This is a genomic window from Staphylococcus sp. acrmy (assembly GCF_022690565.1).
Taxonomy (GTDB): domain Bacteria; phylum Bacillota; class Bacilli; order Staphylococcales; family Staphylococcaceae; genus Staphylococcus; species Staphylococcus caledonicus.
The window spans coordinates 14,920-40,302 of sequence record NZ_JALCVE010000001.1 but is presented as its reverse complement, the minus strand read 5'-3'; the positions used below and the strand labels follow the sequence as shown (position 1 = coordinate 40,302).

At 34.6% G+C, this 25,383-nt stretch carries 24 protein-coding genes and 1 pseudogene; 16 read left to right on the top strand and 9 right to left on the bottom strand.

The features are described 5' to 3' along the window. The first annotated feature begins 149 nt into the window (after positions 1 to 149). A complete protein-coding gene (locus FH144_RS00180) occupies positions 150 to 740 on the top strand; it encodes a sugar O-acetyltransferase (RefSeq protein WP_242313112.1) in 591 nt (196 codons plus the stop codon). Positions 741 to 920: 180 nt separating this feature from the next. Continuing rightward, a complete protein-coding gene (gene pruA / locus FH144_RS00175; RefSeq protein WP_242313110.1) occupies positions 921 to 2,465 on the top strand; it encodes an L-glutamate gamma-semialdehyde dehydrogenase in 1,545 nt (514 codons plus the stop codon). 127 nt (positions 2,466 to 2,592) lie between these two features. Here the strand turns inward: pruA and FH144_RS00170 are convergent, their stop codons facing one another. After that, on the bottom strand, positions 2,593 to 3,039 hold the full coding sequence (locus FH144_RS00170) for a VOC family protein (RefSeq protein WP_242313108.1): 447 nt from the start codon (positions 3,037 to 3,039) through the stop codon (positions 2,593 to 2,595). 107 nt (positions 3,040 to 3,146) lie between these two features. Then, positions 3,147 to 3,695, bottom strand: coding sequence for a TetR/AcrR family transcriptional regulator (locus tag FH144_RS00165; protein ID WP_242313107.1), 549 nt, complete (start codon positions 3,693 to 3,695; stop codon positions 3,147 to 3,149). A 337-nt stretch (positions 3,696 to 4,032) separates the two neighbouring features. Between FH144_RS00165 and FH144_RS00160 the strand changes: the two genes are divergently transcribed. Beyond that, a complete protein-coding gene (locus FH144_RS00160) occupies positions 4,033 to 4,497 on the top strand; it encodes a hypothetical protein (protein ID WP_242313106.1) in 465 nt (154 codons plus the stop codon). A gap of 150 nt (positions 4,498 to 4,647) precedes the next feature. Next, positions 4,648 to 5,169: a methylated-DNA--[protein]-cysteine S-methyltransferase gene (locus FH144_RS00155; protein WP_242313105.1), complete on the top strand. Its 522-nt coding sequence runs from the start codon at positions 4,648 to 4,650 to the stop codon at positions 5,167 to 5,169. Between the two features lie 336 nt (positions 5,170 to 5,505). Here FH144_RS00155 and FH144_RS00150 read toward each other — a convergent pair whose 3' ends face one another. Continuing rightward, on the bottom strand, positions 5,506 to 6,672 hold the full coding sequence (locus FH144_RS00150) for a hydroxymethylglutaryl-CoA synthase (RefSeq protein ID WP_242313104.1): 1,167 nt from the start codon (positions 6,670 to 6,672) through the stop codon (positions 5,506 to 5,508). A 282-nt stretch (positions 6,673 to 6,954) separates the two neighbouring features. On the opposite strand from FH144_RS00150, the gene FH144_RS00145 reads away from it, so the two are divergent. Further along, complete coding sequence (locus tag FH144_RS00145) at positions 6,955 to 8,106, top strand: thiolase family protein (RefSeq protein WP_242313103.1); 1,152 nt, start codon at positions 6,955 to 6,957, stop codon at positions 8,104 to 8,106. Positions 8,107 to 8,110: 4 nt separating this feature from the next. Continuing rightward, a complete protein-coding gene (locus FH144_RS00140; protein WP_242313102.1) occupies positions 8,111 to 9,388 on the top strand; it encodes a hydroxymethylglutaryl-CoA reductase, degradative in 1,278 nt (425 codons plus the stop codon). 80 nt (positions 9,389 to 9,468) lie between these two features. Here the strand turns inward: FH144_RS00140 and FH144_RS00135 are convergent, their stop codons facing one another. Together FH144_RS00135 and FH144_RS00130 are read right to left on the bottom strand one after the other, a co-directional pair. Beyond that, on the bottom strand, positions 9,469 to 9,903 hold the full coding sequence (locus FH144_RS00135; protein ID WP_198611910.1) for a CHAP domain-containing protein: 435 nt from the start codon (positions 9,901 to 9,903) through the stop codon (positions 9,469 to 9,471). A 417-nt stretch (positions 9,904 to 10,320) separates the two neighbouring features. Then, positions 10,321 to 10,536 (bottom strand): sterile alpha motif-like domain-containing protein, encoded by a 216-nt coding sequence (locus tag FH144_RS00130; protein ID WP_242313101.1) that lies wholly within the window; start codon positions 10,534 to 10,536, stop codon positions 10,321 to 10,323. Positions 10,537 to 10,890: 354 nt separating this feature from the next. Here FH144_RS00130 and cidR point away from each other — a divergent pair, with 354 nt between their 5' ends. From cidR to ptsG, 5 genes and pseudogenes are all read left to right on the top strand, one after another. Beyond that, positions 10,891 to 11,775, top strand: a complete 885-nt coding sequence (cidR, locus tag FH144_RS00125; protein ID WP_107507100.1) for a cidABC operon transcriptional activator CidR — start codon at positions 10,891 to 10,893, stop codon at positions 11,773 to 11,775. 191 nt (positions 11,776 to 11,966) lie between these two features. Next, the gene (locus FH144_RS00120; RefSeq protein ID WP_107507101.1) at positions 11,967 to 12,350 is read left to right on the top strand and encodes a CidA/LrgA family protein; all 384 of its coding nucleotides are present in this window, start codon (positions 11,967 to 11,969) and stop codon (positions 12,348 to 12,350) included. A gap of 4 nt (positions 12,351 to 12,354) precedes the next feature. Next, positions 12,355 to 13,041, top strand: a complete 687-nt coding sequence (locus FH144_RS00115) for an LrgB family protein (RefSeq protein WP_242313099.1) — start codon at positions 12,355 to 12,357, stop codon at positions 13,039 to 13,041. 51 nt (positions 13,042 to 13,092) lie between these two features. Further along, positions 13,093 to 14,832: a pyruvate oxidase gene (locus FH144_RS00110; protein ID WP_198611913.1), complete on the top strand. Its 1,740-nt coding sequence runs from the start codon at positions 13,093 to 13,095 to the stop codon at positions 14,830 to 14,832. A gap of 477 nt (positions 14,833 to 15,309) precedes the next feature. Then, positions 15,310 to 17,375 (top strand): annotated as a pseudogene (gene ptsG, locus FH144_RS00105) (glucose-specific PTS transporter subunit IIBC). 146 nt (positions 17,376 to 17,521) lie between these two features. On the opposite strand, the gene FH144_RS00100 reads toward ptsG, so the two are convergent. Beyond that, the gene (locus tag FH144_RS00100; RefSeq protein WP_242313098.1) at positions 17,522 to 17,983 is read right to left on the bottom strand and encodes a LysE family translocator; all 462 of its coding nucleotides are present in this window, start codon (positions 17,981 to 17,983) and stop codon (positions 17,522 to 17,524) included. A gap of 660 nt (positions 17,984 to 18,643) precedes the next feature. Then, a complete protein-coding gene (locus FH144_RS00095) occupies positions 18,644 to 19,696 on the bottom strand; it encodes a zinc-dependent alcohol dehydrogenase family protein (RefSeq protein WP_242313096.1) in 1,053 nt (350 codons plus the stop codon). 259 nt (positions 19,697 to 19,955) lie between these two features. On the opposite strand from FH144_RS00095, the gene FH144_RS00090 reads away from it, so the two are divergent. Together FH144_RS00090 and FH144_RS00085 are read left to right on the top strand one after the other, a co-directional pair. Beyond that, entirely contained in the window at positions 19,956 to 20,360 is a 405-nt protein-coding gene (locus FH144_RS00090; protein ID WP_242313094.1) for an acyl-CoA thioesterase, read from the top strand. 33 nt (positions 20,361 to 20,393) lie between these two features. Next, positions 20,394 to 20,723, top strand: coding sequence for a thioredoxin family protein (locus FH144_RS00085; RefSeq protein ID WP_242313092.1), 330 nt, complete (start codon positions 20,394 to 20,396; stop codon positions 20,721 to 20,723). A 110-nt stretch (positions 20,724 to 20,833) separates the two neighbouring features. Here FH144_RS00085 and FH144_RS00080 read toward each other — a convergent pair whose 3' ends face one another. Then, on the bottom strand, positions 20,834 to 21,793 hold the full coding sequence (locus FH144_RS00080; protein WP_242313091.1) for an L-lactate dehydrogenase: 960 nt from the start codon (positions 21,791 to 21,793) through the stop codon (positions 20,834 to 20,836). A 160-nt stretch (positions 21,794 to 21,953) separates the two neighbouring features. Here FH144_RS00080 and FH144_RS00075 point away from each other — a divergent pair, with 160 nt between their 5' ends. Then, positions 21,954 to 22,925, top strand: a complete 972-nt coding sequence (locus tag FH144_RS00075; RefSeq protein ID WP_242313089.1) for an alpha/beta hydrolase fold domain-containing protein — start codon at positions 21,954 to 21,956, stop codon at positions 22,923 to 22,925. Between the two features lie 45 nt (positions 22,926 to 22,970). Here FH144_RS00075 and FH144_RS00070 read toward each other — a convergent pair whose 3' ends face one another. After that, positions 22,971 to 23,288: a hypothetical protein gene (locus FH144_RS00070; protein WP_242313433.1), complete on the bottom strand. Its 318-nt coding sequence runs from the start codon at positions 23,286 to 23,288 to the stop codon at positions 22,971 to 22,973. Positions 23,289 to 23,759: 471 nt separating this feature from the next. Between FH144_RS00070 and pgsB the strand changes: the two genes are divergently transcribed. Next, a complete protein-coding gene (gene pgsB, locus FH144_RS00065; RefSeq protein ID WP_242313087.1) occupies positions 23,760 to 24,917 on the top strand; it encodes a poly-gamma-glutamate synthase PgsB in 1,158 nt (385 codons plus the stop codon). A 1-nt stretch (position 24,918) separates the two neighbouring features. Continuing rightward, positions 24,919 to 25,371: a poly-gamma-glutamate biosynthesis protein PgsC gene (pgsC, locus tag FH144_RS00060; RefSeq protein ID WP_107507112.1), complete on the top strand. Its 453-nt coding sequence runs from the start codon at positions 24,919 to 24,921 to the stop codon at positions 25,369 to 25,371. The last annotated feature ends 12 nt before the right edge of the window (positions 25,372 to 25,383 follow it).

Genomic DNA, 25,383 nt, shown 5'->3' with positions numbered 1-25,383 from the left:
ATAAAATCAACCATTAAAAACGCACAAAAGTAGCTATGAAGAAATCGAGGCATGATGTGATAGATTTTTTCATAGCTATTTTTATGTGTATTTTTCATATATAAAGGTTAAAATTCAAGGAGAAGATTAGAAAGAAATAGGTGAAGCATATGACGGAAAAAGAAAAGATGTTAGCCCATGAGTGGTATGATGCAAACTTTGATGAAGAGTTAAGCGATGATCGTAAGCGCGCAAAAGATTTGTGCTTTGAATTTAATCAAACGCGTCCTAGTCATACTAACAAGCGCTTTGAAATTTTAACCGATTTATTTGGTTATCCTTTGGAAAATGTGGAGATTAACAGTCCATTTGATACGGATTACGGTTGGAATGTTAAGTTAGGCCGTAATGTGTTTGTAAATAGTAATTGTTATTTTATGGACGGAGGTGGCATTACTATTGGTAATGATGTCTTTATAGGTCCATCATGTGGGTTCTATACGGCGCATCATCCACTGACGTATCCAGAACGTAATAAAGGTTTAGAATTAGCTCAACCGATTATTATTGGAAATAATATTTGGTTTGGAGGTAATGTGGTCGTCACACCAGGCGTAACAATTAGCGACGGTTCAGTCATTGCTGCCGGTAGTGTAGTAACTAAAGACATTCCTTCTCATAGTTTAGTAGCTGGCGTTCCTGCGAAAGTCGTTAGAACCATTGATGAGAATGATGCACCAAATTTTCAGGAAAATAAATAGAAAGATAAGTGTTTTTAGTGTAATACTATTTTAAAACTTTTCAGATAATATAGTGTAAGCGATTGCAAAACATGAGGATTACATAGTAGAATGAAATTAATGATACAAATTATCATTTTTATGTAAGACAATATTTTACTAACTTTAAAATATTTAAAAATAAATAGGGGGTAATTAAGAATGGTAGTACCTTTCAAAAATGAACCTGGGATTGATTTTTCAGTACAAGAAAATGTGGAAAGATTTCAAAAAACGTTAGAACAAGTAAAAAGTGAACTTGGTCAAACACTTCCAATAGTGATTGACGGTGAACACATTACTAAAGATGATACATTTGATTCAATTAATCCAGCTAATACATCTGAAGTAGTTGCGAAAGTATCTAAAGCAACAAAAGAAGATGTAGAAAAAGCATTTGAATCTTCAAATAAAGCATATAAAGAGTGGAGCAGATGGTCACACAGAGACCGTGCTGAACTCTTACTTCGTGTAGCGGCAATTATCCGTCGTCGTAAAGAAGAAATTTCTGCAGTGATGGTTTACGAAGCAGGTAAACCATGGGATGAAGCGGTTGGCGATGCTGCTGAAGGTATCGATTTCATCGAATACTATGCACGTTCAATGATGGAATTATCTGATGGTAAACCAGTATTAGATCGTGAAGGTGAACACAACAGATACTTCTACAAATCAATTGGTACAGGTGTTACAATTCCACCTTGGAACTTCCCATTCGCAATTATGTCTGGTACAACATTAGCACCAGTCGTAGCGGGTAACACAGTATTATTAAAACCAGCTGAAGATACTGTATTAACTGCATATAAATTAATCGAAATCTTAGAAGAAGCGGGTCTTCCTAAAGGCGTAGTTAACTTCTTACCTGGTGATCCGAAAGAAATTGGTGACTACTTAGTTGACTCTGTTCATACACACTTCGTAACATTTACAGGCTCACGTGCAACAGGTACACGTATTTATGAACGTAGTGCCGTAGTTCAAGAAGGTCAAACATTCTTGAAACGTGTAATTGCCGAAATGGGCGGTAAAGATGCGATTGTTGTAGATGAAAATACAGATACTGACCTAGCAGCAGAATCTATCGTTAATTCAGCATTTGGCTTCTCTGGTCAAAAATGTTCAGCTTGTTCTCGTGCCATCGTACACAGTTCAGTGTATGACGAAGTATTAGAAAAAGCAGTTGAACTAACTAAAGAATTAACAGTAGGCGATACTGTAAATAACACTTACATGGGTCCAGTTATTAATAAAAAACAATTTGATAAAATTAAAAAATATATCGAAATCGGTGGTAAAGAAGGTAAAATTGAAATTGGTGGCGACACTGATGATTCAAAAGGTTACTTCATCAACCCTACTATCATTTCAGGCTTAAAATCTTCTGACCAAGTTATGAAACAAGAAATCTTCGGTCCAGTTGTTGGGTTCACTAAATTCGATAACTTTGACGAAGCAATTGATATTGCCAATGATACAGATTACGGCTTAACAGGCGCTGTCATCACGAATAATCGTGAACACTGGATTAAAGCAGTCAACGAATTCGATGTAGGTAACTTATACCTTAACCGTGGATGTACTGCAGCAGTTGTAGGTTACCATCCATTCGGTGGTTTCAAAATGTCAGGTACTGACGCAAAAACAGGTAGCCCTGACTATCTATTAAACTTCTTAGAACAAAAAGTCGTATCAGAAATGTTCTAAGCTATAGCTCCATGATAAAAGGCTAGAAGGTGATTGTTTAAAATCATCTTCTAGCCTTTTTGTATATTATTTAATATCTAAAGAAAATCGTCTTATTTCAAATAGCTTGAGTATTGTTCTCTCAAAATTAATTTAGTTTAGTATAATCTTGACCGTGTAACATCCAACGCACGCCATATTTATCAGTAAAGGCGCCCATTTGTCCGCCCCAGAATTGTTCTTCAAGAGGCATTTCAATATTTAAAGATTCATGGTCTTTTATTTTATTATAAAATTGATGAACTCTTTCAGTGTCTTCTTTATTATTGATATCAAAATCAATAAGTAAAGAAATACCATTATTGATGTTTTCCACTCGACCAAACGAATCAGAACATAAAATTTTCACACCTAATACTTCAAACTCTGCATGCATAGTAGATTCTAAAGCTTGTTCTTTTGTCATACCGAAATGTTCAGCTTGAGATTCCCCAACCTGTAATCTATGAATGTTAGTCGCTCCAAATACTTCTTCATAATAAGATAAGGCATCTCTCGCTTTTTCAAATGATAAATATGGATGTAATTGAGTCATTTTTAAATCCCCTTTATAGTTGATTATCTGTTTCTAGCGCAATTATATAATGAAAGGGCATAGAAAACGAATGATAAACGATTAATTGTGTGAGCGCATGTTAGAAACTATTCGCGTGCTTTAACATTAATAAGTTTATGGAATATTTGATCCATTTGTTGGGGGTTAGTCGTTGGATGCTCATTCATTTTCCATTCTATAAATGCTGCTAACACTGAACCGAAAACATAAGAAATTAAACTTTTAGGGACAGTAGGATCGACCACGATACAATGCATATTATTATTGAAATCGTTTTGGATGATGTTGATTAAATAATCATTATATAGTTTTTCGAATTCTTTATCGCCTTGCTGTTGTGCTTCGATGCGATAGAGTTTTTCTTTATTGAATGATTTGGCAAGCACTTGAAAAGGACTATTTAATCTTTCTTTAATATCAACTGAAAAGTAGTCATCACCAGTTAACTTTAATAAATAAATTAATAATTCCTTTTTATCGTAAAAGTGTTTATAAAACGTGGTGCGATGAACATTAGCGTTCTCGCAAATCTTATTTACGGTTATAGTAGAGTACATTTCTTCCTCAAGTAAAAAGTATAGGCTGTCAGTTAAAGCCTTTTTAGTCTTGATGACTCTTATGTCTTCATTATTCACGTTTATTCTCTCCCAACATGTATGCAGTAGTGAAATAAAATAAGAAATACATTTTAAATAAGTATAAAATAGATAAATACATAAATAAACATGTAATTACAATTAATATGTTATTCAAGTATAAAAATTAAACTAAAGATTTTTTATAAAGTGAGGGTTGAGCTCAAGATAACGCAATTTTAGTTTCAAAGAAGCTATAAGGGGTATATTACTTAAAATAAATATTTGAAAATAGAAGCATTAGTTAACTATTTTTAAAAATAACAGTGTTTTTATAAAGTAAGTTTATAAAATACTAAGATAAATAGGGATAAACAATAGGGGAGGAAGATGAATAATGAAAGGTAGTAAAAGATTAGAACAGATTAAAGAAGATAACAAAAAGCAATTAAAGAAATTATTTAAGTATGAGAAAGACAATGCGTTATCTTTTAGTAAAGAAGATCGTGAAAAAGTTCAAGATAAATATGGAGTTTATGTAATCTTTGATAAAAAGAAACCAATATTTGTAGGCCAAACTGGTGGTTACTCAACTGGCTATCAACCGATCACTAAAGATTTATTTAATAAGTTAGGTCAATATAATCTAAAATCTGGTGTCGGCACTACAAAATTTAAAAAAGCTTTAGCACAAGAAAAAGGCTTAAACGAAGACGATATTAAAACAATTACAGCTGAAGATTATAATTTAAAATTCCAATATGTAAATGTTAAAGATGAACCAGCATTCATTAATGTTTTAGAAATTTTAGCGCTAGAATACGCTAAAGATAAAGGTTACGAATTATATAACTTTAGCTAATAATAATATAAATAAATTTAACAGGGCGGGACGACGAAATCTGTGGGGTAACATTAGATTTCTGTTCCGCTCATTTTAAGTTCTAAGGTAGTCAACGTTAAATATGCTTATAATAGTTTTAAAAGAACTTCAAGAGTTAGGAGGAAGTCGATGCCTTATTCCATGCTTTATAAATCACCGGTAAAGAATTTAGAAATTATTAGTGATGGCTCTACAATTACTCATGTATTGTATAAATACGATACAACAACTTTAAGTTATCCTGAAAAACCTGATTTAGAAATATTTCAAAGTGTTTCACAGTGGTTAGATGACTATTTCTTAGGAAATAATCCTACGATAGATTTTCCTCTCAGCCCGCCAGGAACTGATTTTCAACAAAGAGTTTGGAAAGTTTTACAAACTATTGAATATGGAGATTTAAACACGTATGGAGACCTTGCACAAGAAGTCGGTCGGCAGCTCAACAAACCTAAAATGTCGGCACAAGCAGTAGGTGGCGCAGTTGGAAGAAATCCCATCTCAATTATTATCCCGTGTCATCGTGTTGTGGGAAAAGACGGCAGCTTAACAGGGTATGGTGGAACGATTGATAATAAAATTAAACTCCTTGAATTAGAAAAAGTAGATATGACCCAACTTTACAGACCCACCCACACTACAAAACCATAAGAAAGTATTTAGTTATAAAACTACATGGTAAACGGAGTATTGTTGACGAGACTCCTAGGGGAGCAGGATGAGCGTCGAGATCGTGGCTCGGTCTGGCAGTAGTTGTCTGAAATGAAGATGCGTTCGAGCCTCACTTTCTTCATTTTTAGTCAACCTTGCCGGGGCGGAACTACGAAATCTTAGAAATTGCATTAGATTTCTGTTCCGCTCCCCCCCAGGAAAGCTTCGTCAAACAATATAGAATATTAAAAAAGCATAGAGATGATTCATAAATGAATCATCTCTATGCTCTACATTTTGTGGTTTATACCTAGCATCTCAATTTATCATTTGTAATTATTCTGGTCTATGATATTGACGAATATCATCTTCAATTGTTTCTAAGTAGAAGATGTTTTTATCTTCGTCAGATTTTTCAGTAGTATGGTCGAATTCTAAGTCGTCAAAACGTTTAAAGAACGTTTCGTATTCATCAACGGATACTTCTGTACGATGATTTAATAACGCTTTATGACCGTCGATATCTAAATGACGTTCATAACCATCAACTAAAGTAGCGCTAAAGAACTCGCCGACTGATCCAGAGCCATAACTAAATAATCCAATAGTTTGACCACCTTTTAGGCTTCTATTTTCAAGTAGAGAAATTAAACTTAAATATAAAGAACCTGTATAGATATTACCTACATAACGATTGTAGTATACGGCGTCTTCATAACCAGATGTTAAACGCTCTTGAGTTGTTTCATCAGCATCATTAATGATTGAATCCAACGCTTTTTTACCCATTTTAGTGAATGGTACGTGGAAACAAAGTGATTCAAAGTCAGATAGTGATTTACCTTGGCGTCGAGCATACTCATTCCAGCTTTCTTGGAACGATTTGATATATGCATCTTTAGATAAAGCACCGGCAACAAGTGGATATTTATGGCCAGTTGGACGCCAGAAATCATACACATTTTCAGTATATGCTACGGCATCGTCATTTAATTCTAAAATGCTAGGGTTGTGTGAAATAACCATCGCTACAGCACCGGCACCTTGAGTAGGTTCGCCACCAGATTGAATACCATAACGTGCAGTATCACTTGCGATAACTAATACTTTTTCCTCAGGGCGTTGAGCAAGGTAATCTTTAGCAAGTTGAATGCCTGGTGTAGCTGCATAACATGCTTCTTTCATTTCAAAACAACGTGCGAAAGGCTGAATGCCTAGTAAATTGTGAATTTGAACGGCTGCTGCTTTTGCGTTATCAATAGCTGATTCAGTCGCTACGATAACCATTCCAATATGTTTTTTATCATCTTCTGTTATAATATCTTTAGCAGCATTAGCCCCCATAGATACAATATCTTGTGATACTGGACTTACAGCCATTTGGGTCTGTCCAATCCCAATTAAAAATTTATTTGGATCAACTTGGCGCGCTTCTGCAAGCTTAGCCATATCTACATAGTATTTAGGGACGTAAAAATTAATTTTATCGATACCTATACTCACGGGCATTACATCCTTTCGAAATTCTAATATTTTAATCATATTAATAGTAGCTTTATTTTGAAAATTAATCTAAAATTCAGACTAATAGAAAGCGTTTTCATCTTATGTGTTGTATTTTGTACTAAATTATAGTTAAATGCTATTAAATATGCTATAAGACATGAAGAAACACTAAGTTGCAACGTTTCTAAGGCTATTATTAACAATCATATTAGTAATCATTTTACCAAAATAAATAACTAAATTACAATTATATAGAAACTAGATACAAGGAGATAAAGAATGAAAAAAATCGCTATTGTAAGTGCTAAAAGAACACCAATCGGTAGATATAAAGGGAAATTAAGAAATTATTCAGCAGTTGAACTAGGAACAACTGCATTAAAAGGTGCAATCGATGCAATTGATATTGACCCTAGTACCATCCAACAAGTTATCTTTGGTAACGTGCTTCAAAGTGGCATTGGCCAAAATCCAGCACGCCAAATTGCTATTAAAGCAGGCGTACCTGATGCAACACCAGCCATGACAATCAATGAAGTGTGTGGTTCAGGTCTTAAAGCCATTATCTTAGGTAAACAACTGATTCAATTAGGCGAAGCAAATGTAGTTGCAGTAGGTGGCGTTGAAAGTATGACAAACGCACCTCAACTTATTTTAAAAGAAGGCGAAGAACCAGTCGAAAGCTTTATGCACGATGGCTTAACAGATGCGTTCCACTATGTGCCAATGGGTGTAACTGCTGAAAATATCGCTGAAAAATATAACATCACACGTGAAATGCAGGACGAGTTTGCCAATCATTCACAAACTAAAGCAGCGAAAGCCACACAAGATGGTAAATTCGATAATGAAATTATCGGCATGACAGACGCTGAAGGTGAATTAATGACTTCAGATGAAGGTGTACGTCCAAATAGTAGCATTGAAAAGCTTGCGACATTAAAGACCATTTTCAAAGAAGATGGAACAGTTACGGGTGGTAATGCCTCAAGTATTAACGACGGGTCATCAGCCTTAATCCTTATGGAAGAAACATATGCTAAAGAACATGATTTCGATATTCTAGGCATTATCGGTGACTATGCAGAAGTTGGCTGTGATCCACAATTTATGGGATATGCACCATTCTACGCCGTTGAAAAGTTATTAGAAAAAACAGAGAGCAAGATTGATGATGTAGATGTGGTAGAAATGACAGAAGCATTTGCCGCACAAAGTATCCCTGTTAAAGACAACTTACACATTCCTGATGAAAAATTAAATATCTACGGTGGTGCAATTGCTTTAGGTCACCCGATTGGGGCAAGTGGTGCACGCTTAGTCACTACATTAGTTAACGCCTTAGAACAAGAAGAGAAGCAAACGGGTATTGCGACAGCTTGTATCGGTGGGGGACTTGGCATCGCTCTAATGATTGATAAAGGGGAATAATAAGATGAAAAGTTTAGACAAAGCGTTTCGTCATTTATCACGTGAAGATAAATTGAAACAGTTGGTTGAATACGGTTGGTTAGATAATGATAATTATGAAATACTATTAAATCATCCATTAATTGACGAAGAAGTAGCCAATAGTTTAATCGAGAATGTGATTGGACAAGGTACACTTCCGGTAGGTTTACTGCCTAAAATTATTGTTGATGACAAAGAATACGTGGTACCAATGATGGTAGAAGAGCCATCAGTCGTTGCTGCAGCGAGTTTCGGAGCTAAACTTGTTAATCAAACAGGTGGCTTTAAAACAGTTAAAAGTGAGCGCTTAATGATTGGCCAAATCGTCTTTGATGATGTGCATGACACTGAAGCACTTGCACAGCGTATCAACGAATTAGAACCACAAATTAAACAGATTGCTGCAGAAGCGTACCCATCTATTATTGAACGTGGTGGAGGCTATCGTCGTATTGAGATCGATACTTTCCCAGAACACCATTTATTATCATTAAAAGTTTTTGTTGATACGAAAGATGCAATGGGTGCGAATATGCTTAACACGATCTTAGAAGCGATTACTGCCCATTTGAAAAATGAGTTCATAGACCGCGACGTGTTAATGAGCATTCTATCAAATCATGCTACGGCGTCAGTCGTACGTATCCAAGGTGAGATAGATGTTGCCGATTTAAATAGAGGTGAACGTTCAGGAGAAGACGTTGCTTCTCGTATGGAACGTGCCTCTGTATTAGCACAAGTGGATATCCATCGTGCCGCTACACATAATAAAGGGGTAATGAATGGTATCCATGCAGTGGTATTAGCAACAGGAAATGATACACGTGGTGCAGAAGCCAGTGCACATGCGTATGCTAGCCGTGATGGTCAATATAGAGGTATCGCAACATGGAAATACGACAAAGAACGTGGTCGTTTAATTGGAACTATTGAGGTACCTATGACGTTAGCGATTGTAGGTGGAGGAACTAAAGTATTGCCGATTGCCAAAGCATCGTTAGATTTATTGAATGTAGAATCTGCTCAAGAGCTAGGACAAGTCGTTGCTGCAGTAGGATTAGCACAGAACTTTTCAGCATGTAGAGCGCTAGTATCGGAAGGCATTCAACAGGGCCATATGAGCTTACAATATAAGTCTTTAGCTATCGTAGTCGGTGCGAAAGGTGAAGAAATTGCGCAAGTTGCCGATGCCTTGAAACAAGCACCTAAAGCTAATACAGCGACAGCGCAACAAATTTTAGAAGAATTACGTTCAAAATAATAATATATTTAGAAAAAGCCACTAATGAAAGAAGGGATGCTCCCTCAATCATTAGTGGCTTATTATTTATGTAAAAAATATTAGTAAATGTAGTTATAGTAACGGGCAGCTGATTTACTTAAATAGCGTACGCCGTAACCTCTAGGTACGTTGTAGTTATATTCAGATACTTTGATACTACCATTATTATAGACGCGTTCCACAACAGCAACGTGACCATAGTAACCTGCAGTTGATTGCATCACTGCGTAGCGTTTAGGTTTATGACCCGTTCTATATCCAGAACGTTGTGCATTGTAGTACCAATTCTTCGCATTTCCCCATCTGTTAGAAACAGGTTTGCCTAATTGTGCTCGACGTTGATAAGCCCACCAAGTACATTGCTTTTTAGCGTAATAGTTGTATGAAGCGGCTTCTGACACGTGTGTATGTTCAATGTTTTGATATGTAAATGTCCCAGCAAACATGATTCCAGTAGCTAATATAAGACGTGAAATAATTTTTTTAAGTTTCATTTTGTTCCCCTCAAAATATACAAGAATTAAAAACTGTATTAATCATATTCTTTAAAAAGGTGTAATACAATATAAGAAACGAATAATACAAGTAACTGTAATATAGATGAAACATAACTGCATATTTTTGTAATTATTTTTACAAAAAAGTGATTTTAATCTGATAAAGGGGTATAAGGATAAAAGTGAAAAGGGAGCCGGACAGAAATCTAGGGAGCGGTGACAGAAATCTAATGCAATTTCAAAGATTTCGTCGTCCCGCCCCGGCAAGGTTGACTAGAGATGAAGAAAGTCCAGGTTGGACGCATCTTCATCTCAGTCAACTACTGCCTAAACAAAAAGCTGAGCCATTTTTTAATGACCCAGCCTTTTCTGTGAGATGATACTTCCATGAATGTACAATTACATAACTAGAAATCATACATTTGTGAATTGGTTAAAAACAGCCAATGCTCTTTTAACTAAAGACACAGGTATGTTTTCAGGACATAGATTATTTCGAAAATATGACAATATTTCAACTTGGCTCTTCACTTCTCTAGGAAAATTGCTATCTTGATTCATCCAATTTACCAATTCACCTAATGGTGTGTCATCACCAACAAAATTTTGCATAAATTCATAAAAGCTCAATGCCTCACCTCATTAATCAAATTGAGCCTATGTGATTATAACATTTTTTGCAAAATAAAAATATAGGTGGAATTGTTTTATAATGAAATAATTTAATCATGGAAGTCATCTTATTTTTGAAGAAATTCTGAATGAGCGATTGAGATGAGATGGGGACACTATTTATACGTTTTTTAACATATAAATGATGAATGTCTCGCACTCTAACCAATCTCTGATTTGAAATTTCTTCTTTTTATTCCACATAAGTGCAATCCCTTTAAATTCATACTTTAATTAAAAAATACTTTTTTTATTTTCCGAAAATAAATCGTGTATAATGAAAACGTAATAATTAAAAGAGAAGGTGAGCATTTGGATATCAAACATATGAAATATTTTATGGAAGTAGTCAATCAAGGTGGTATGACAAATGCTTCGAAATCATTATTTATAGCCCAGCCTACGATTAGTAAAGCGATTAAAGATATAGAGAATGAACTGCATATGACATTATTCGATCGTCAAAAGCGTTATCTTGTATTAACCGATGCAGGGAAGGTCTTTTATAAAAAGTGTGAGGAAATCATCGCGCTATATGATAATATTCCATTCGAAATTAATGGCTTGCTCGGATTAGAAACTGGCCACATTAATATTGGAATGTCAGCCGTTATGGATATGCAACAATTCATCTACATTCTAGGAGAATTTCATAAATTGTATCCTAATGTAACATATAGCTTGAATGAAAGTGGCGGTAAGTCGATTGAAACACGATTGATTAATGACCAAATCGACATAGGCATCACAACCATTCCTATTGATGAGAATACCTTCGACTACCTTTCATTATATAGCGAAGATTTAAGATTAGTAGTGAGTGAAGAACATGAACTTGCCACTCGTGATTCCGTAAGTATGGCCGATTTAAAAAATGAGGACTTCATACTATTTAATGAAGACTTTTATTTAAATGATAAAATTATTGCCGCAGCGAAAAATGCCGGTTTCATCCCAAATACGGTATCGAATGTTTCCCAATGGAATTTTATTGAATATTTATTACTTGCGCACTTAGGTGTTAGCATACTTCCTGAACATATCGCTAATATGCTTAAAGATAATATTAAAAGTATAAAAATCGAAGACACAGGAATGAGCTGGGAATTAGGTGCGATTTGGAAGAAAGATAAATTGTTAAGCCACGCTACTTCTAAATGGATTGATTTTATGAGCGAACGCTTAAACTATGACTAAACAATATTTTCATTATTAACGACAATAATAAAATCCCTCACTTTATTTGTTGAAACGGTTACATAGAAAAAAACTATAGATGGTATTTAAAAAGAGTATTTTTCTATTTTATTAACCAAGAGTATAATTATGAACGTAGGTTTTTAAATAACTGTAACAATTTCGACATATTTATTGGAGGCTCATTCATCTTGGAACACGCGTTAATATTTGCTAAAATTATCATTCAAATAGCCATTATTTTAGTCATTAGTTTAATCGGTGGTTTTATACAGAAAAGTTTACACATCCCATTAGCCGGGAGCATTGTTGGGATGATATTACTTTATATCTTATTAGAATTAAAAATCATACGTATGAACTGGATATCAGAAGGCGCAGAGTTCTTATTAGCAACGATGGTCTTCTTCTTTATTCCTTCAGTTGTAGGTATTATGGATGTTATTTCTAATATTACGAGAAGCTACATTGTCTTTTTCCTATTAATAATAGTAGGAACAAGTTGTGTAGCACTTGTTTCAGGTTATATTGCTGAAAAGATGGTCAAGCAGCCTGATACAAAGAAAGGCCAGTAATAATATGAATAGTTTACAAGCTGTTTTAATGATATTGTTGACCATCGTAATGTATATTGTAGCTAGAAAATTACAACAGAAATACGATAACCCGCTTTTAAATCCAGCATTAGTTGGTTCGATTGGCGTTATCATTGTACTTCTTCTTACCCATCAAAATTATCATGACTATATGGTTGGTGGTAAATGGATTAACCATCTATTAAACGCTACCGTCGTCTGTTTGGCATATCCACTATATAAGAATCGACATAAAATTTTTGGGAATTTAAGTATTATTTTCTCAAGCGTGATGGCTGGCGTCATACTTAATTTTGTGTTAGTGTTTACCTCGTTAAAGTTATTAGGTTACTCTGAAGAAACAATTGTAACCATCTTACCAAGATCGATAACCGCTGCAGTAGGAATAGAAGTCTCTCATGAATTGGGAGGCACTGATACGATTACAGTATTATTTATTATTACGACAGGGTTAATCGGCAGTATGATGGGTTCATTGTTATTGAAAGTAGGTAATTTTCAAACTTCGATAGCCAGAGGATTAATGTACGGTAACGCATCACACGCTTTTGGTACTTCAAAAGCGTTAGAACATGACATAGAATCTGGCGCATTTAGTTCAATTGGAATGATTTTAACGGCTGTAATTAGTTCAATTCTCATTCCAATTATGATTATTTTATTTTACTAAAGGGAATATATACTAAGTACTTGTTAAGTTAAGAAAGGAGCTATTGTAATAATGGCGAAGATCAAAGCAAATGAAGCATTAGTTAAAGCATTAGAAGCATGGGACATTGATCATCTTTATGGTATTCCAGGTGACTCAATTGACGCAGTAGTAGATAGTTTACGTACAGTGAGAGATTCATTCAAATTCTATCACGTACGTCATGAAGAAGTAGCAAGTTTAGCAGCTGCTTCATATACAAAAATGACAGGTAAAATTGGTGTAGCATTAAGTATCGGTGGTCCTGGTATTGTCCACTTATTAAACGGTATGTATGATGCTAAAATGGACCGAGTTCCTCAATTAATTTTAGCTGGTCAAACTAACAGCACATTATTAGGAACTAAAGCATTCCAAGAAACTAATATTACTGACATGGTAGCAGACGTTTCTGTATTTAATCACCAAATCCAAAAAGGCGACAACGTGTTTGAAGTAGTTAACGAAGCAATTCGGACTGCATATGAAAAACGCGGTGTAGCAGTAGTTGTATGTCCAAATGATTTATTAACTCAAAAAATCAAAGACACTACTAATCGTGCAATCGATACTACTAAACCTAAAGCACAAGCTCCAACTTTACGTAGTATTAAAAAAGCATCTAAATTAATCGATAAAAGTAAAAAACCAGTTATGATTGTTGGTGTAGGTGCACAAAATGCTAAAGATGAATTACGTGAATTCATCGAAGCAGCAAAAATTCCAGTTATCCATACGTTACCAGCGAAAACTATCATCCCAGATGATCATCCATATAGCATTGGTAACTTAGGTAAAATTGGTACAAAAACATCTTACCAAACAATCCAAGATGCAGACTTATTAATCATGGCAGGTACTAACTATCCATACGTTGACTACCTACCTAAGAAAAATATCAAAGCAATTCAAATCGACACTAACCCAGCTGTTATTGGACACCGTTTCAATGTAAACGTTGGCGTAGTTGGCGATGCTAAACTTGCTTTCCATCAATTAACTGACAGTATTAAACACGTTCCAAAACGTGCGTTCTTAGACAAAACATTAGAACGTAAAGCTGTTTGGGATAAATGGATGGAACAAGATATGAAACAAGAAAGTTCACCAATTCGTCCAGAACGCTTAATGAAAGCTATTAGTGAATATAGTACTGATGACGCTGTATTCTCAGTTGACGTTGGTACTTCAACAGTTTGGTCTACACGTTACTTAAACCTTTCTGTTAATAATAAATTCATTATTTCATCATGGTTAGGTACTATGGGTTGCGGTCTTCCAGGAGCAATTGCTTCTAAAATTGCATTCCCTAAACGTCAAGCTATCTCAATCACTGGTGACGGTGCATTCCAAATGGTAATGCAAGACTTTGCAACTGCTGTTCAATATGACTTACCAATGACAATCTTTGTTATGAACAACAAACAATTATCATTCATTAAATATGAACAACAAGCTGCTGGTGAATTAGAATATGCCATTGATTTCTCTGATATGGACCATGCTAAATTCGCAGAAGCTGCTGGCGGTAAAGGTTATGTCTTAAAAGACCCTAGCCGTATTGATGAAGTTGTAGAAGCAGCATTAAATGAAAATGTACCAACAATCGTTGACGTACATGTTGACCCTAACGCTGCTCCATTACCAGGTAAAATTGTAAACGAAGAAGCAATTAACTATGGTAAATGGGCTTACAGATCAATCACTGAAGATAAAAAATTAGACTTCGACGAAATTCCACCACTTTCAGTTGCAGCTAAACGTTTCTTATAATATAGATTCAATATTCTACCAACAAGGCCTTAGCTTTGTTGGTAGTTTTTTTATTAAATTATTAAACAAATATAATCATTTTCCATAAAAAAAGGTATTGAAAACGGTTTTACAAATGTATATAATTGAAATTAATTAAAAAGAACTGCGTGTTACTATTAAATTAGGCATAAGCAAATTAAGAGATTAAGACACGAAAGGTGTCTTGATTAGAATATAAATTAAATGAAGTTAGCAAGAGATGAAGGTGAGACGCCGATAACTGGTGTTATAGTCTATGAATGACTCGTAGGCTAATCATTCATACTTGTAAATATTAATTTATATTCTTAAAAGTAGACTAGGAATTATTGGGATAGGTGTATACTCATTGATCTAATGAGTGGCACTAAACAATTCCTTAAACGTACTTTTCTCTTTTTGCTTATGTCTTTTTTATTGTCATAAAGTTCAATACATAAGGAAGGGAATAAGATTATGTTTAAGAAATTTTTCGGTCAATTGCAACGTATCGGTAAAGCCTTAATGTTACCAGTTGCGATTTTACCAGCTTCAGGGATTTTACTCGCATTTGGTAATGCGATGCATAATGAACAATTAGTTGGTCTTGCACCATGGCTAAAAATGGATGTCTTTGTCATGATTTCATCTGTCATGGAAGCTTCTGGACAAATTATATTTGATAACTTGCCGTTACTATTTGCAGTCGGTACAGCATTAGGATTAGCAGGTGGCGATGGCGTAGCCGCTTTAGCCGCATTAGTTGGTTACTTAATTATGAACGCAACTATGGGTAAAGTAATGGATATTTCTATTGATGATATTTATAGTTACGCTAATGGCGCGAAAGAACTAAGTCAAGCCAATAAATTACCAGCCAATGCTTTAATTTTAGGAATACCAACCCTACAAACTGGGGTGTTTGGTGGTATCATCATGGGGGCAATCGCCGCATGGTGTTATAACAAGTATTATAATATTACATTGCCGGCTTTCTTAGGTTTCTTTGCTGGTAAACGTTTTGTACCAATCGCAACAGCAGTCGCAGCGATTATTGCAGGGATTCTATTAAGTTTTATTTGGCCTCCAATTCAAGACGGGTTAAATAGCTTATCTAACTTCTTATTAAATAAAAACTTAACATTAACAACGTTTATCTTCGGTGTAATTGAACGTTCATTAATTCCATTTGGTTTACACCATATTTTCTATGCACCATTCTGGTTTGAATTTGGAGAATATACAAACCATGCCGGAGACTTAATTCGTGGGGACCAACGTATTTGGATGTCTCAATTAAAAGACGGCGTTCAATTCACAGCTGGTACGTTTACAACAGGTAAATATCCATTCATGATGTTTGGTCTTCCAGCTGCTGCATTAGCAATTTATAGAAATGCGCGCCCTGAACGTAAAAAAGTTGTTGGTGGTTTAATGTTATCAGCTGCCTTAACTTCATTCTTAACAGGTATTACAGAACCATTAGAATTCTCATTCTTATTTGTAGCACCGTTATTATATGTTATTCACGTATTATTAGCAGGTACTTCATTCTTAGTAATGCACTTATTAGACGTTAAAATCGTTATGACATTCTCAGGTGGATTTATTGATTACATTCTTTACGGATTATTAAACTGGGATCGTACACATGCATTATTAGTTATTCCAATAGGTTTAGTATACGCAGTTGTTTACTACTTCCTATTCAGTTTCACAATTAAGAAATTTAACTTGAAAACACCTGGTCGTGAAGACACTAAACAAGAAGTTCGTAACTCTAGCGTAGCGAAATTACCATTCGATGTATTAGATGCCATGGGTGGTAAAGAAAACATCAAACATTTAGATGCATGTATTACACGTTTACGTGTTGAAGTAAATGATAAATCTAAAGTAGATGTACCAGGATTAAAAGCATTAGGTGCTTCAGGTGTACTTGAAGTAGGTAATAACATGCAAGCAATCTTTGGACCTAAGTCAGATCAAATTAAACACGACATGGCTAAAATTATGAGCGGAGAAATTACAAAAGCGAGCGAAACAACAGTTACTGAAGAAGAATCAAATGAACCAGTACATGTTGAAGATATTAAGGAAACTGAAATTTATGCGCCAGGTACTGGACATATCATTCCATTATCAGAAGTTCCAGACAAAGTATTCTCTGAAAAAATGATGGCGATGGCGTAGGCTTTGTTCCTGAAAGTGGAGAAATCGTAGCACCATTCGATGGTACAATTAAAACAATTTTCCCAACGAAACATGCGATCGGTTTAGAATCAGATAGTGGTGTCGAAGTGCTTATTCACATTGGTATCGATACAGTTAAATTAAGCGGGGAAGGCTTCGAAAGCTTAGTCAATGCTGATGAAACAGTGACTCAAGGCCAACCATTAATGAAGATTAATTTAGCATACTTAAAAGAACATGCACCAAGTACAGTCACACCAGTAATTATTACAAACCTAGGAGACAAAACATTAACAGTAGAAGATGTAACATCTGTTGACCCAGGAAAAGTAATTATGACAATTAAATAAGAGAGCGAACAAAACTAAAGGCTGCGTCATTATTATATTAATGGCGCAGCCCTTTCTTTTTAATTACCATAATTCTATGGTGCTAATTAATAATAAAATAGCGATAATTACATTGATTATTTTATAATACTGGTGATATAAACGATTCATTGTGACCATAACAATGTTCCAGCTATACCAATCACGATAAGTAAAGTGGAACGTATATATGTATGTTCAAAGTCGGGTGGGAGAGTGAAAGTTGTTAAACCAGTTAGAAAGTACAACATTGCTTTTATATTTGTGACTTGAATAAGCACACCTTTTAATATTGGTCGGTCTAGTGCTTCATCGACGCTATCAGGTTTAGAGATTAAAACATGATAAGCTAAATACAATAAGTAGATAGTGCCTAATAATTTCATAATGAAGATAAACGTAGGTGAAGCTTTTAAAGGTTCTGAAAAGAGCAAAGTCACAACTAACGTCAATAATATCCCAATTAAAACGCCAAAGTTAAAAGGTAATGAACGTATAAATCCTTTACGCTGACCTTCTGACAACGCCATAATCGTATTTGGACCAGGAGTAAATGACATGGTAAATAGAAATAACAAATAAGGTAACATAACCTTCACCACCTAAGAAGAATAATCTCATTTTATCACTTAGAATTTAAGTTACAATCATTTTTTTGATAATTCTGAAATTAACAGAAAGAAATATATCTAAATATTTATTAATAAAAGACTATAAAATAGCACTTTCTCGATATAAGAGATTAGAGCAATTAAAGAATTTTAAAAGATATGAAATAATACATTAAAAAATAATAGGGTTAAAATAGAAGTTTCTATTGGTAGTGTAAGGTGAGTTATATAATAATTTTTGTACATAAGACACCTCGTTAATTTAGTTTAGTGATATTTATTAAATTATACGAAAATGTCTTAATTTTTTTAAGTATTTTGATGTAAAATTACATGTATATAATGTAGTATTGTTGGCGAGACTCCTGAGGGAATATTCTCAATAGCTAAGCTTGGCAGTAATTGACTGTGATGAAGATGCGTCCAACCCGGACTTTCTTCATTTCTAGTCATCCTTGCCGGGGCGCGACTACGAAATCTTTGAAATTGCATTAGATTTCTGTCCCGCTCCCAAACAATACGAAGTATTGATAAAAGAAGCGTAGAGACGATTCATGATTGAATTGTCTCTACGCTATCATGTTTAGGTTTATATCCCGGACTCGTTATAACATTAGAAATTAAATAGGTTAGTATTTCTTATTTAGTGATATCATTTTCAATTAATAATTTAATAGCTTTATGATCAGTAGCATTTCTGAATAAATCATATGCTTCTTCAATTTCACTTAATTTGCTATAGTGTGTAACCAATTGTTCTGGTTGAATTGTTTTACTTTTTAGTGCTTCTAAAAGTTCTTCAGTTGTGTTACCTGAAACTAATCCAGTTGTTACATTGATATTTTTAATCCATAATTTATCAATATCAAATTGAACAGGTAAACCGTGTACACCAACGTTTGCGATTGTACCGTCAACGCCGATAAGTTTTTGACATAAGTCAAATGTTTGTGGAATACCTACGGCTTCGATAGCTACATCTACGCCACGGTGATTTAATTCTTTAACTTTTGCGATAGCTTCTTCAACATTACTTGAATTAATTGTATGTGTAGTGCCTAAGCCTTTCGCAGTTGCTAAACGGTTGTCATCTAAATCTAACATGATGATCTTAGATGGAGAGAAGAATTGTGCAGTAAGTAATGTAGCTAATCCTACTGGGCCAGCACCTACGATAGCAACCGTGCTACCAGGTTTAACTTTACCTTTTAATACACCAATTTCATAACCAGTTGGTAAAATATCAGATAGCATAACAAGTGCTTCGTCTGGTAAAGATTTAGGTGCATGGTATAAAGAGTTATCCGCAAAAGGAACTTTAACGTATTCTGCTTGTGTACCATTGATTAAGTGACCTAAAATCCAACCACCATCGTTTTCACAGTGAGCATAGATACCTTTTTTACAGTAGTAACATTTACCACATGATGAAACGGCAGAAACGATAACTTTGTCGCCAACTTTGAAGTTGTTTACGTTTGAACCAACAGATTCTACGATACCGATACCTTCATGACCAAGTGTTGTGTTTTCAGGAACTTCTGGTGTGTCTCCTTTAATAATGTGTAAGTCCGTACCACAAATTGTCGTTTTAACCATTCTAATAATAGCGTCAGTACTTTCAGTAACGACTGGTTTCTCTTTCTCGATTAATTGTGCTACTCCAGGTTTTTCATAGTTATAGGCTTTCATAATATACCCTCCAAAACTTTGTGAATTTATTCACATACAGTATACCACGTTTTATTCTATTTGTGTCTATTTACACACAACTAAATACAAAAATAAATCGATAAATTTTTCATAAAAAATATTTGATGCTATACATTAGATATTTCCAAATTACATTTAAAGGATAATATATTTTATCTTTAAAAGAGTTAAGAAGATGCAAAACCTGAATGAACGGCGTAAAATAGAGTTGTATACTGATTTAAAGGAGATTATAAATATGGCTGAAGAAGGTCTATTAGTAGCTGAGAAAGACATAGAGGTTAATAATTACGACATCGATGCTATGGGTATAGTAAGCAATATCGTTTATGTGCGTTGGTTTGAAGATTTACGTACAGTATTTATTAATAAATATATGACATTTTCCGAAATGATGAATCAACATATATCACCAATTTTAATGAAAACAGAAATTGAATACAAGGTACCTATTACGATTCACGATCAACCCGTGGGACGTTGTTGGTATGTCCAAGGTGGACGCATGAAATGGGTCTTTAAATTTGAAATTGCTTCAGGCGATAAAATACATTGTATTGGTCAACAAACTGGAGGCTTTTTCGATTTAGAAAGACAAAGAATCACTAAAATGCCAACCATCTTCCAAGATATTTTAAAATAAAATTTCGATAAACGACAAGTGTAGGTGAACATAATGACTGAGCAATTAACAAGTATTGAACACTTTCATCAATTCATAGACACACATGAATTAGCTGTGATACATGTGATGCGCAATAACTGCTCAGTGTGTCACGCTGTATTACCTCAAATTAAAGACATGCTCAAAGATTATCCACGTGTGCCACTTGGTGTGATAAATCAATCTGAAGTCGAAGCAATTGCTGGAGAGCTATCTATCTTTACTGTACCAGTAGATTTAATCTACATGGATGGTAAGGAGATGCATCGTCAGGCACGTTTTATAGACATGCAAGGCTTTGAATATCAATTGCAGCGTATGTATGAGAGCTTAGAATTATAAAAGCAGACATAAATAAATCTAATAAAAGTTAAGCCAACTATACTAAAGCGGGACACCAATATCTTTAAAGGTTAATGAGATATTTGTCCCGCTTTCTTCATATTAAATAATTAATTAAGAAGCTTTTCAATGATTCCATCAGCACGTTGTTGGTAATCCTTAATGACATTAGCAGACTGTTTGAAACGTGCTAGCTCATCCTCTTCCAATGCCAACTCGATAACTCTATCGGCGCCGTTTCCATTAATTACGGTTGGTGTACCTATATATAACCCATTTAGACCATATTCGCCTTCGAGGTAGCTTGATACATTCATAATAATATTTTTGTTGAAAAGGATGGCTTCAACAATTCGGACTAAACTTAACGATATACCAAAGTTGGTCGTGCCTTTTCGAACATAAATATCATAGCCCACCTGGGTCGTTTGAGTTGAAATAGATTGTATGAATGATGTCTTATCAATATCAGGGCTTAATAAGTCTAATACGGGCTCACCAGCAACTTGTGCGTGAGACCATACTTGAACTTGTGAATCTCCGTGCTCACCAATGACTGGAGCATAAACACTTTGAGGAGCGATATTCAATGCGCGACTAAGAAAGAATTCGAAGCGGGCAGTATCGAGTGAAGTTCCTGAGCCGATGATTTTATTTTTAGGAAAATGCGATACCCGTTTAATCACATAACTCATAATATCCACGGGATTAGAAGGCAGTACGAAATAGCCATTAAAGCCATGATTAATCACTTGTTGAATCATAGGTACAAAAATCTCTACATTATCTTCTAATAATTGAAGACGTGTCGCTCCCTTAGCTAATGTCGCACTCGCACAAATAACAACGATATCAGCATCAGCACAATCTTGGTAAGTCCCAACATGTACGTCTACAAAGTTTTCACTAAAAGGCGTAGCATGATTTAAATCCCAAACATCCGCTTTAGCTTTATCCTCATCAATATCTATAATTGCCAGCTCATCTACAAGACCTTTCGCAACAATAGCATGCGCAAACGCAGAGCCGACATAACCACTTCCGATTAACACAATCTTATGACGTGACATATATATAACCTACTTTCTATTAATATTGAAAATTCTGATAATTATATTATATATTAATATTTTCAATAAAAGTATAGAAATAGCCTTATAATGTGGTTTACTAAAATTTAAGAGCGATTAGGTTTATAATTAAGTATTGTATAGGAGGCCATGATATAAAATGAAAAAGAGAATGTTTACAGTTGCAACTTCAGCTTTATTAGGCACGTTAGCGTTTGTAAAAGTAAAAGAAAAACGTAGCTATAAAAGTGTCTTAATGGAAAGCTATATTCGTATGTCTGGAATGAAGAAACCATTTGAAAATGTTGAAGATGCTAAGAAGGCTTTACAAGAAACAAAAGAAATCACTGCTGGTAAATATGAAGGCACAGATTATGAGTTTAAACATGATGTTAAAACTAAAAGTTGGAATGGGTCAGTGACCTACGTGGTGAATGCACAACGTAACCGCCAACAAAAAGTCGTTCTGTACATCCATGGTGGCGCATGGTTCCAAGACCCACTAGATGAGCACTTTGAATTTATCGATCAGCTTGCAGGGCAACTAGATGCGCGCATCATTATGCCGATTTATCCTAAAGTGCCACACCGTGATTACCGCACAACCTTTGAACTATTGAAAAGTATATATGAAAAACAATTGACTGAAGTTGAAAGTTCAGACCAACTCATTATTATGGGTGATTCAGCCGGTGGACAAATCGCGTTATCTTTCGCTGAATATTTAAATGAAGCGACACAATTACAACAACCGGGGCACATCGTCATGTTATCGCCAGTCCTAGACGGTACACTAAGTAATCCTGACGCGAAAGAATATGAAAAAATTGATCCAATGCTGGGTATTGACGGCAGTAAATACTTTATTGAATTATGGGCAGGAGATTTACCAGTTGAGGATTATAAAATCTCTCCAATTAATGGTAATTTAGAAGGCTTAGGACGTATTTCAATCTTTATCGGTACAAAAGAAACATTGTATCCAGATGCTTTAAAATTATCTCAAATGTTAAACGAGAAGGGCATAGAACATGACTTTACGCCGGGATATAACTTATTCCATATTTATCCGATATTCCCATTACCAGAAAGACAGAAATTCTTTGCGCAACTTAAGAATATCATTCAGTAATATCTATTAAATAAAATAAGAAGTTAAAGTTAAATCAAACAGGTGCTAACTACCGTCACTGGATGAGTTAGCACCTGCTTTTTTATCGTTAGAATTGATTGTTTTATAATCAGTTGTTGATGTCGTCTCGTCCTTTGCTACTTCAGAAGTGGCTGCTGACGCTTTATTTAACTCTGTATTACTTATATTCTCAGTTGAGTCTTTAGTCACGCTATTAATATGACGGTGATCAGAATCTAATACTGAGTTACTCATATCATTGCCTTGCAAACTGCCTACAAGAATAAGTACTAAATAACTTGAACACATAAGTAATACAATTGCTAGATAAATACCCACTGCTATTTTAACAGGTGTAGCCATTGGTTTATTCATCAATACCCTCCTAAAGTTGTAGCTCTATTTATCTATAAAGTAACACGAGAACTTTAAGTTAATGTAAATAAGAGGTAAATATTTCGTGATTTAACAACTGTGTTTGATTAAATATTAAGTTTTGGAAAACATTTCTAAAAAATTTTATTATATTAATGATTTTATTATTTATAATTTCTTAAAAAATTTATATTTGTTAGTATTTTTTTACATTATATTTACATTGTTAAAACTGACTCAACACATAAATGATAGCATACCCTTATTAGAAGTAATAAAAGGGTCGGACATTAATCGTTTGAACTTTGGAAATTTACCAATATGTTTGTCATGACCTTATTATCATTCATTTCTTCTATATAGAGTGTTTCACTCGAACATATTCACTATACATACTTATTTTAGAAAGCGCTTTACTAAAAACTTCATATTAAAACATTTAAAGAGAGGGACAATATTGTGATTCTCATTATAATTTGTATCGCCTTGATTTTATGGCTTGGAATTAAAGAGAAAAACCGCCATACAAATCGACTAAACAAGATTCCTTTAAGAATCAATATTAATGGTATACGTGGTAAATCCACGATAACTAGAATGATTTATAGCGTATTAAGAGAGGATCATTATCGCGTAATAGGTAAGACGACGGGGACAGATGCACGGATGTTGTATTGGTTTACTGACAAAGAGTATCCAGTTATTAGAAAACCTCAAGGAGCAAACATTGGGGAGCAACGTGACATTATTCGTAAAGTCGTTAAACAAGATGCTAAAGCTTTAGTCAACGAATGTATGGCCGTAAATCCAGACTACCAAATTACTTTTCAAAAAGATTTAGTAAAAGCGAATATTGGGGTCATTGTCAATGTGATGGAAGACCATATGGATGTTTTAGGCCCTACATTAAAGGATGTAGCGCAAGCCTTTACCGCTACAATTCCTTATAAAGGTAAGCTTGTCGTCATGAAAGATGAGTATACGAAATTTTTTGCGAAAGAAGCGAAAAAGCGTAAAACACAAATCATCGTGGTGGATAAAGATGAGATACCTGAATCTTATTTAAGGAAATTTAGCTATCTCGTATTTCCAGATAATGTGGCAATTACATTAGGCGTGGCGCAAGCAGTAGGCATTGATAAAGAAACTGCGTTAGAAGGTATGTTAAACGCACCACCTGACCCTGGTGCTGTGGAAATTAAATACTTTAATGCGAATCATTCACGTAATGTGTTTGTTAATGCCTTTGCAGCAAATGAACCGCAATCGACGAAAGCTATCTTGAATAAAGTTGAATCGTATAACTATCCATATACTAAAAAGGTCGTTATTTTAAATTGTCGTTCAGATAGGGTCGATAGAACGCGTCAATTTGCGGAAAACTTTATTGAGGATGTTGATTATGACACATTAATTTGTACCGGTAAAAGTACGCAACAGGTGACAGAAGTTATGCAACACTTACCTGAGAAAAAGTATCTTAACTTCGAAAACAAAGACTTTGTAGAAATTGAAAAAGCTATTATGAGAGAATCGCAGAATGCGCTTATTTTCTGTGTCGGTAATATTCACGGACCAGGTGGTAGAATAGCAGAATTCATAGAAGGGATAGAATAAAATGATAGGTTCAGAATTATACTTTTCCCTATTTGTCGGTATTGTATTGAGTTTAATCTTTGCAGAAAAATTTGGGATTAATCCAGCAGGACTCGTAGTACCTGGTTACTTAGCACTTATATTCGATCAACCTATTATGTTGTTGTCAGTGTTAGTAATTAGTTGTTTAACATTCTTCATTGTTACATATGGAATTAGCAGATGGGTGATTTTATACGGAAGACGGAAGTTTGCAGCTATGATTTTAACAGGCATGGTGCTCAAATTTATCTTCGACTTACTTTATCCACTGACGCCTTTTGAAATGGTAGAAGTATCAGGCATCGGTGTAGTTATTCCCGGCATCATTGCGAATACAATTCAAAAGCAAGGTGTCGTGATTACGTTATCAACGACTATGTTATTAACTTGTATCACATATGTCATCTTATTCTTATACAGCTTTATTAATTAATCGCGAGCAAGG